The 8,290-nt window shown below is 65.6% G+C and carries 9 protein-coding genes; all 9 read right to left on the reverse strand.

Annotated elements, in window-relative coordinates:
- On the reverse strand, positions 1–1,410 hold a 1,410-nt coding region (pheT, locus tag RT567_RS10780; protein WP_313576379.1), incomplete at its 3' end, for a phenylalanine--tRNA ligase subunit beta.
- A complete protein-coding gene (locus RT567_RS10785; protein WP_313576380.1) occupies positions 1,407–1,826 on the reverse strand; it encodes a hypothetical protein in 420 nt (139 codons plus the stop codon). The genes RT567_RS10785 and pheT, both read right to left, overlap by 4 nt.
- A 17-nt stretch (positions 1,827–1,843) precedes the next feature.
- Positions 1,844–2,920, reverse strand: coding sequence for a phenylalanine--tRNA ligase subunit alpha (gene pheS / locus RT567_RS10790; protein WP_313576381.1), 1,077 nt, complete (start codon positions 2,918–2,920; stop codon positions 1,844–1,846).
- 88 nt (positions 2,921–3,008) lie between these two features.
- Entirely contained in the window at positions 3,009–3,362 is a 354-nt protein-coding gene (gene rplT, locus RT567_RS10795; protein ID WP_087141803.1) for a 50S ribosomal protein L20, read from the reverse strand.
- Between the two features lie 112 nt (positions 3,363–3,474).
- Positions 3,475–3,672: a 50S ribosomal protein L35 gene (rpmI, locus tag RT567_RS10800; protein WP_003166435.1), complete on the reverse strand. Its 198-nt coding sequence runs from the start codon at positions 3,670–3,672 to the stop codon at positions 3,475–3,477.
- 173 nt (positions 3,673–3,845) lie between these two features.
- A complete protein-coding gene (locus RT567_RS10805) occupies positions 3,846–5,117 on the reverse strand; it encodes an MFS transporter (RefSeq protein ID WP_313576382.1) in 1,272 nt (423 codons plus the stop codon).
- 57 nt (positions 5,118–5,174) lie between these two features.
- Positions 5,175–7,097, reverse strand: a complete 1,923-nt coding sequence (locus RT567_RS10810) for a S9 family peptidase (RefSeq protein ID WP_313576383.1) — start codon at positions 7,095–7,097, stop codon at positions 5,175–5,177.
- A 165-nt stretch (positions 7,098–7,262) separates the two neighbouring features.
- Complete coding sequence (gene infC, locus RT567_RS10815) at positions 7,263–7,784, reverse strand: translation initiation factor IF-3 (protein ID WP_003166438.1); 522 nt, start codon at positions 7,782–7,784, stop codon at positions 7,263–7,265.
- Positions 7,785–7,911: 127 nt separating this feature from the next.
- Positions 7,912–8,290: glycosyltransferase family 9 protein (locus RT567_RS10820; protein WP_313576384.1), on the reverse strand; the 379-nt coding region annotated here is incomplete at its 5' end.

Genomic DNA, 8,290 nt, shown 5'->3' on the forward strand with positions numbered 1-8,290 from the left:
GTAGCCCTCGATGCGGGCGACTTCCTCGACCAGATCGGCCGGACCTTCGACGTCGCGACGCCAGGACGGCGGCGTCACCGACCAAGGCGAGCCGCGCATGATGGTGAAGCCCAGGGCGAACAGGATCTCGAAGATCCGGTCCTCGCTGAGGTCCATGCCTGACAGGCGCTTCACATAAGACGGGTCGAAGGCGAAGGCGGCGGGGGCGGCCGGGGCCTGCCCCGCCATCGTGACCGTCGACGGCTCGCCGCCGCACAGGTCCAGGATCAACTGCGTCGCCAGCTCCAGACCGGGGACGACCGAGGCCGTGTCGACGCCGCGCGCGAAGCGGTACTGGGCGTCGGAGCTGACGCCCAGCGAGCGGCCCGTCTGGGCCGTGACGATGGGGTCGAACCAGGCGCTTTCAACGAAGACGTCGACCGTTTCGTCCGAACAGCCGGTAGAGACGCCGCCCATGACGCCGCCCAGGCCGATGGCGCGCTGGCCCCCGGCATCGGCGATGACGCAGTCGGCGGCGCCCGGCGCATAGGTCTTGCCGTCGAGAGCTTCGATCTTGTCAGCGTCCCCGCGACCGGCGCGCACCACGATCCCGTCGCCCGAAAGGCTCGCCAGATCATAGACGTGCAACGGCCGCGCGCGGTCGTAGGAGATCAGGTTGGTGACGTCGACGAGGCGGTTGATCGGACGCAGGCCGATGGCCGTCAGCCGCTGCTGCAGCCATTCCGGCGACGGACCGTTCTTCACGCCCCGGATCACGCGGCCGGCGAAAACGGGGCACAGCTCGGGCGCCTCCAGCGTCACCGAGACGGGGCTGTCGAACGCGCCGGCGAGCGGAACGATGTCCGGCGTCGTCAGCTTGCCGAGACCCGCCGCGGCCAGGTCGCGGGCGATGCCCGCCACGCCCAGCCAGTCGGGGCGGTTCGGCGTCACCTCGAAGTCAATGACCGGCTCCGCGCCGAAGACCCCGGCGGCGGGCTGGCCGACCTGCAGATCGTCCGACAGCTCCAGAATGCCGTCGCTCTCGTCGGGCAGCTCCAGCTCAGCGCCCGAGCACAGCATGCCGTTGGACACCACGCCGCGCACCGGCTTCTCGACCAGGGTCACGCCCAGGCCCGGCACATAGGCGCCGATGGGGGCGTAGATGGTGGTCAGGCCCGCCCGCGCGTTCGGGGCGCCACAGACGATCTCCTTCAGGCCGTCCACCGTCTCGACCTGACAGACCTGCAGACGGTCCGCGTTTGGGTGACGCTCGGCCGAGAGGATCTTGGCCACGGTGAAGGGCGCCAGGGCGGCGATGGGGTCGTGGACCTCCTCGACCTCCAGCCCGGCCATGGTCATGGCCTCCGCGACCTGATCGACCTCAGCCTCGGTGTCGAGGTGGGCCTTCAGCCAGGAAAGCGTGAACTTCATTGGGTCGCACCGCCCTGGGGCTGCGCCAGGGCCTTGGCCATGTTGTCGAGGAAGGCGGACGAACCGGTGAAGCCGACGCCCAGGAAGTTGCAGTTGATGAACTGGCAGTTCTTGAACGGGATCGGGCCGGTCACGCGCTGCGGGCCCTGCGGGCTCAGCATCAGGTTGCGCGGGTCGCCATGGGCGTCGCCCATGTTGCAGCCGTCGAAATTGCAGCCTTCCAGCGGCAACAGGACGGCCGGTCCCTCGATCAGGCAGTTCTCGAAGCGACGGTTCTCGATGACCATGGACCCGGCGCGCGCCGTTTCCATGAACAGCTGGGGCAGCCAGACCGTCTTGTTCGCATAGTCGGGGCCGGGGCCCAGCAGCTCCAGGACGATCGGTTCAGCGGCGGCGGTGTTGGTCGCGTCGGTCATGGGATGTCTCTCTCGATTCAGCTGAGGCCCGACGCCGGATTCGGCGCGGCGAAGGCGGAGAAGCCGTAGTGCGCCAGCCAGCGCGTATCGGCCTCGAACATGGGGCGCAGGTCAGGCACGCCGTATTTCAGCATGGCCAGGCGGTCGACGCCCATGCCGAAGGCGAAGCCCTGGTACTCGTCCGGGTCGATGCCCGCGTTGCGCAGCACGTTCGGGTGCACCATCCCGCAGCCCAGGATCTCCAGCCAGTCCTCGCCCTCGTTCAGGGTCAGCTTGCCGCCGGAACGGTCGCAGCGGATGTCCATCTCGGCCGAAGGTTCGGTGAAGGGGAAGTGGTGCGGGCGGAAGCGGGCGTGAACGTCGTCCAGCTCGAAGAAGCGGGCGATGAAGGTCTCCAGCGTCGTCTTCAGGTGGCCCATGTGGATGTCGCGGTCGATCACCAGACCTTCGATCTGATGGAACATCGGCGTGTGGGTCGCGTCGGAATCCTTACGGAAGGTGCGGCCGGGCGCGATGATGCGGATCGGCGGCTTCTGCGACATCATGGTGCGGACCTGCACCGGGCTGGTGTGGGTGCGCAGCACCTTGCGCTCGCCCGTTTCCGGGTCGGGCTTCAGGAAGAAGGTGTCGTGCATCTCCCGCGCCGGATGCCTGGGCGGGAAGTTCAGGGCCGTGAAGTTGTGGAAGTCGTCCTCGATGTCCGGCCCTTCGGCGACCGAGAAGCCCATGTCGGCGAAGACGGCGATCATCTCGTCCATGACCTGCATGGTCGGGTGCACCCCGCCCTTGCGACGCGGGCGGCTGGGCAGAGTCAGGTCAACACGCTCGGCCAGCAGGCGGGCGTCCAGCTCGGCGGCTTCCAGCTCGGCCTTCTTGGCGGTCAGGGCCGACGACACCCGGTCGCGCAGGCCGTTGATGACGGGGCCGCGCTCGCGACGCTCATCCGGGCTCATCGCCCCCATGCCTTTCAGCAGGCCCGAGATCGAGCCGGATTTGCCGAGGGCGGCGACGCGGATGTCCTCCAGACCCGCCACGCTCTCGGCCGAGCCGATGGCGTTGATGAGGTCCAGTTCCAGTTGAGCGAGATCGGTCATGCAGGTCGTCTAGCCGCTAGGATCGAAAGCAAAAAGCCCCCCGGCGCGAACCGGAGGGCTTTTGCTTCATCCCGGATGGGAGAAAGGCTTAGGCCAGGGCCGCGCGAACCTTGTCGGCGATGCCCTTGAAGCTGGCTTCGTCGGCGGCGATCGTCGACAGAACCTTGCGGTCCAGCTCGATGCCGGCCTTGGCCAGGCCGTGCATGAACTGCGAATAGGTGAAGCCTTCCAGGCGAGCGGCGGCGTTGATGCGCTGGATCCACAGGGCGCGGAACGAGCGCTTCTTGTTGCGACGGTCGCGGTAGGCGTACTGACCGGCGCGATCCACCGCAGCCTTGGCGGTGCGGATGGTGTTCTTGCGGCGGCCGTAGAAGCCCTTGGCCTGCTTCAGAACTTTCTTGTGCTTGGCGTGGGACGTAACGCCCCGAGTGACGCGAGCCATTTTGGTTTTCCCTTCGGGAAGCCTCTAACGTTCGCCGCGCGGCGGCTCACTGCATGAGAGGCTTTAGTTCAAATTCGATTATGCGGAGAAGATCAGAGTTGCAGCGCGCCGATCAGGCGTACGGCATGTAGGACTTGATCTTCTTGGCGTCGGCGTCGGCCATGACCGAAGTGCCGCGGTTCTGGCGGATGTACTTCGAGTTGTGGCTGATCAGGCGGTGGCGCTTGCCGGCCACGCCAGCTTTGACCTTGCCCGTCGCGGTGAATTTGAAGCGCTTCTTGGCGCCCGACTTCGTCTTCAGCTTCGGCATTTTCACTCTCTTTATTGAGGGGTCTACCGCCCTTCGGGCTACTTGAGCCCCAAGATGGGAAGACCGATTTAAGACCGCCCAGGCATGCCTGTTCGCCCGGCGGTCCGGTACGCGAAGGCGCGGCTTCTACGCCAAACAGGGACCGGAGGCAAGAAGAGTCCGCACGAGCGGGCTCAGACCTGGGCCGTCCGACGGCGCGCGGCGCGCCCGGCGTTGATCGCCATCATCGCCGCCGGAACCGTCAGCACCGCTCCGACCAGGAAGGGCCAGTCCGGTCCAACGGCGGAATAGAGAACGCCCGCGACCATGGGGCCGACGATGCGCGCCATCGACCCGGCCGCCATATTCAAGCCCAGCATGGCCCCCTGCCGATCCGGCGGCGACGAGCGGCTGATCAGGGCCGAGATGTTGGGCATGGCCAGCGACATGCCGCAGGCGCCGATCCCCATGACGATGGGAATGATCCACCCGGCCGACACCGGAATGACGAACAGCCCCAGATCGATCTGCGTCGCGGGGAACCAGGCCGGCGGCGCCGTCACCTGCAGAATGAGCGACGCTCCGAACAGCAGCATCCCCGCCGCCAGCACCCGCGCCTCGCCGAAGCGCCGCGCCAACCGACCGGCCAGCAGCCCCTGGTTCACGGCCGAGACCAGACCCACGATCATGAAGCTGAGCCCCACCTCGCGCGCCGTCCAGGCGTAGCGATGCTCGGCCCACAGGCCGAAGGCGGCCTCCATCGCCGAAAAGCCCGCCAAATAGATCAGGCTGACCACCAGGACGCGCGACACCACTTCGTCCGTGCGGGCGAACCGTATTCCCGACAGGAAGGCGGGACGCGGCGCGGCCGGGTCCGCCTTGGCCCGGCTCTCGCGCAGGAAGAACATCACGCCCAGCGCCGCCAGCACCGCCGCGCCCGAGGCCGCGAAGATCGGCAGTTGATAGCCGACATGACCCATCTGCGGCTGAGCCAGCAGTCCGCCCATGCCAGGCCCGACGATGAAGCCCAGGCCGAAGGCGGCGCCGATCAGCCCCATGCGCCCGGCCCGGCGCTCAGGCGGGGTGACGTCGGCGATATAACCCTGAACCGTCGAGATATTGCCCGCACCCAGGCCGGTGAACATCCGCACCAGGATCGCCGCCCAGATGTTGGGCGCGAAGGCCAGCAACAGATAGCCCACGGCGTTGGCCGCCAGGGTGATCAACAGCACCGGCTTGCGCCCGATCCTGTCCGACAGCCGGCCCCAGAAGGGCTCGGCGAAGAACTGGCCCAGGGAATAGGCCGAGAACATCAGGGTGATCTGCCACGGCTCGGCCTGAAGGCTCTGGGCGAAGAACGGCAGCAGCGGCACCACCAGGCCGAACCCGACCAGGTTGATGAAGACCACGGCGAACAGCACCGCCAGGGTCGGCGCCTGTACCTTGGAGGACATGAAAGCGGACATGATCCCGCCATAGCGCGCGACCTGCCGATCGGAAAGCCGGATAGCCCCACGCCCGCCTTAGTCAGGCGGATTGTGCACCTGCAGAAACCGTACGGTTTCGCGCAACATCGCCTGGCGAGTTTCCTCACGGGACAGCCAATGATCTTCGCCGGCCAGTTCGACCAGTTCCACCGGCTTGCCCTCTCTGCGCATAGCCGTCGCCATGACGCGGCTTTGTTCGATGGGAACCACGGTGTCGTCCTTGCCGTGAATGAGTAACAGGGGGCTGTCGACGTCATCGGCCAGCATGGCTGGCGACAGGGCGTCCAGCGCCCGATCATTCAGGCGCGCCGCCCCCATGAAGCGATTCCAGTAACGGACAGCATAGCTGTTTCGCGCACCTTGCCGGCTCGCCACATGATTGACCATCCGCCTCAGGTCTGAAACGCCATTGACGGAAACCGCACAGCGATACGGCGCCTTGTCGATTGTGACGCCCGCCATAGCGGCATAGCCGCCATAACTGCCGCCGACGATACAGACCCGCTCAGGGTCTATGACGCCTTCCGCCGCCAGCCAGCGGACACCGTCGGACAGGTCTGTCTGCATCTTACGGCCCCACTCGCCGTATCCCGCCTCCATAAAGGCGCGCCCATACCCCGACGACCCGCGGAAATTGGACTGCAGAACGGCATAGCCTCGCGACGCAAGGGCCTGAGCCCAGTAATCGAACCCGGCGATGTCGCGCGCTGCCGGCCCGCCGTGCGCCAGAACGATCAAAGGCAGGTTCGCTGGCGTCTCCACGCCTGGCGGCAAAGTCAGGTAACCTGGAATCTGCAACCCGTCAGCGGCCGTATAATGGATCGAGCGTACAGCTCCGACATGAGCGGCCGAAATGGTCGGATAGGCTTCAGCCACGATATTGGCCTCGCCGACGTCGAAGTCCACGAGCTGATAGATGCCGGACTCGCCCGTATCGATGAAGACCACGACCCGCTGCAATTCGTCAGCCCAAGATATGATTTGTGGCGCCTTGCCGGGAAAAGCGCGCTCGATCGCCCGCCACTGACGTCCCGCGGGCGCATCCAGGAACTCATAGCGGACACCCTCTTCATCCTGGTGGCTGCCGCCGATCAGGAAGCCGGTCCTGGGGTGATAAATCAATTGAACCGGGCGGCGCTCAAAAGGAAGGCGGCTCCACGCCCCGCTCGCCACGTCGACCTCGAACAACACGTGACCCGTCTCGGATTCGGCGTCGTCAGACAGATCCGGACGATTGGCGCTGACAATGACCGTATTGGAGCTTCGCCCCATGCCCATAAGGCTCGGCGTGTCCAGGTCGGCATCCACCGCCCACGCCTGCCGCAGACGCCACCCGTCGCGCAGATGCAGAGACCAGCGACCATGACGCTCAGAATAGCGGGATGTTGCGATCACCTCACCTTCAGCGTCCAGCACATAGTCGTCGGTATCCTGATCCAGCGAGGAGACAGACCGGCCGCGACCGTTTCTTAGATCGATCCTGTGTAGATCGGCTTTTCCGGTGACGACATTGACCCCTCGCGCAAAGACAGCATCGCCCTGTGACGTTCGACGAACGTTCGCGCCGCCGTACAGCGTCGCCAGTACATCAGGCGTTCCCCTAAGCACCTGAACAATGTCCTTGGTCTCAAGGTTCAGCACCATGCCGAACACAAGCTCAGAACGCGCCACGCCCAGAAGAGGCAGACCATGCGTCGCCGATGTGATGATCAGTATTTGATCTTCCCCAATCCACCGCAGGTCACGGACCTTGTTTTCACCGATCGAGGCTGCGTACAGGTTTTCGCCTGTGGCGATCCGACTGACGGCGAGCGCCCGTTTCTCGCCGACCACCAGGACGCGGGCGATCAACGCTCCGCTTGGCGAAAGCTCCACGTTATCGATGGCCGGCGCCGCCCCATAGGCCTCAAGGGCCGGAGCTTCAGCCAGGCCCCGCCCCGCCATCAGCGCCATGGCCATGGCGAACGCCAAAACGATCGCTCCGGCTCGCACCCCTCGCATCCCCGCCCCCAGTCTGCGCAATGAAGATCAGCGTCCAAACTGACAGCGCTGCAAAAAGACGCAAGACAATAAAAAACCCCGTTCTTTCGAACGGGGCTCTTTATTATTCGACGAGGGTCGCGATCAGCGGGGCGCCAGGATCATGATCATCTGGCGGCCTTCCATCTTGGGCGCGAACTCGACCTTGGCCTCTTCCTCGAAGTCGGCCTGGACCTTGTTCATCAGCTTCATGCCCAGTTCGGGGTGGGCCATTTCACGGCCCCGGAAGCGGATGGTCACCTTGACCTTGTCACCGTCGTCGAAGAAGCGGTGCATGGCCTTGGCCTTCACGTCGTAGTCGTGCGTGTCGATGTTCGGCCGAAGCTTGATTTCCTTCAGCTCGACGACCTTCTGGCGCTTGCGCGCCTCAGCCTTCTTCTTCTGTTCCTGGAAACGATGCTTGCCGTAGTCCAGAATCTTGCACACCGGCGTTTCGGCGTTGGCGACGATCTGAACCAGGTCCAGGCCCGCCTCCTCGGCGGCCTCCAGCGCAGCCGACAGCGGCATGACGCCCTGCTTTTCCCCGTTCTGGTCAATGAGCAGAACGCGGGCGGCGCGGATATCCTGGTTGATGGGCGGCCCGTCCTTTACGGGCGGCGCTTGCATGGGACGGCGAATGGGCGTCGTTTCCTTATGTGATCAGAAGATAGGCGAAACAGGTTGCGAGGTTTCAGCGCGCAAGGTTGCGGCTGCGTTCCAAGCGGCCGGAATATGGCGACGCAAGGCCGCTATTTCAAGGGATTTCGGCCCCTGGAGCCTCAGGCGTCCGTTCGGCGACATAGCCGTCGTGCAGGTCCAGCACCGCCTCGAACACATGATCGACGCTCAAATCCTCGATCGGGGCGAACTGGCCGCGCGTCTCGTTGGACGCCGCCGTGCGCGTCTTCGGCCCCCACGGCCCATACAGCCACCACTCGGTCGGACCGAACAGGCCCAGCGTCGGCCGCCCCAGCGCCGCCGAGACGTGCATCAGGCCGCTGTCGTTGCCGACGAACAGGGTCGCCCGGTCGATGGCCGCGGCTGAGCACAGGATGTCGCCCTTGCCCACGCAGTCGATGCCGCGCTCGCCAGCGGCTTCCAAAGCCGGAGTCGCGGGCGGGCGGTCGCCGGGG

The organism is Brevundimonas sp., from assembly GCF_032107865.1.
In the GTDB taxonomy this organism is placed as follows: domain Bacteria; phylum Pseudomonadota; class Alphaproteobacteria; order Caulobacterales; family Caulobacteraceae; genus Brevundimonas.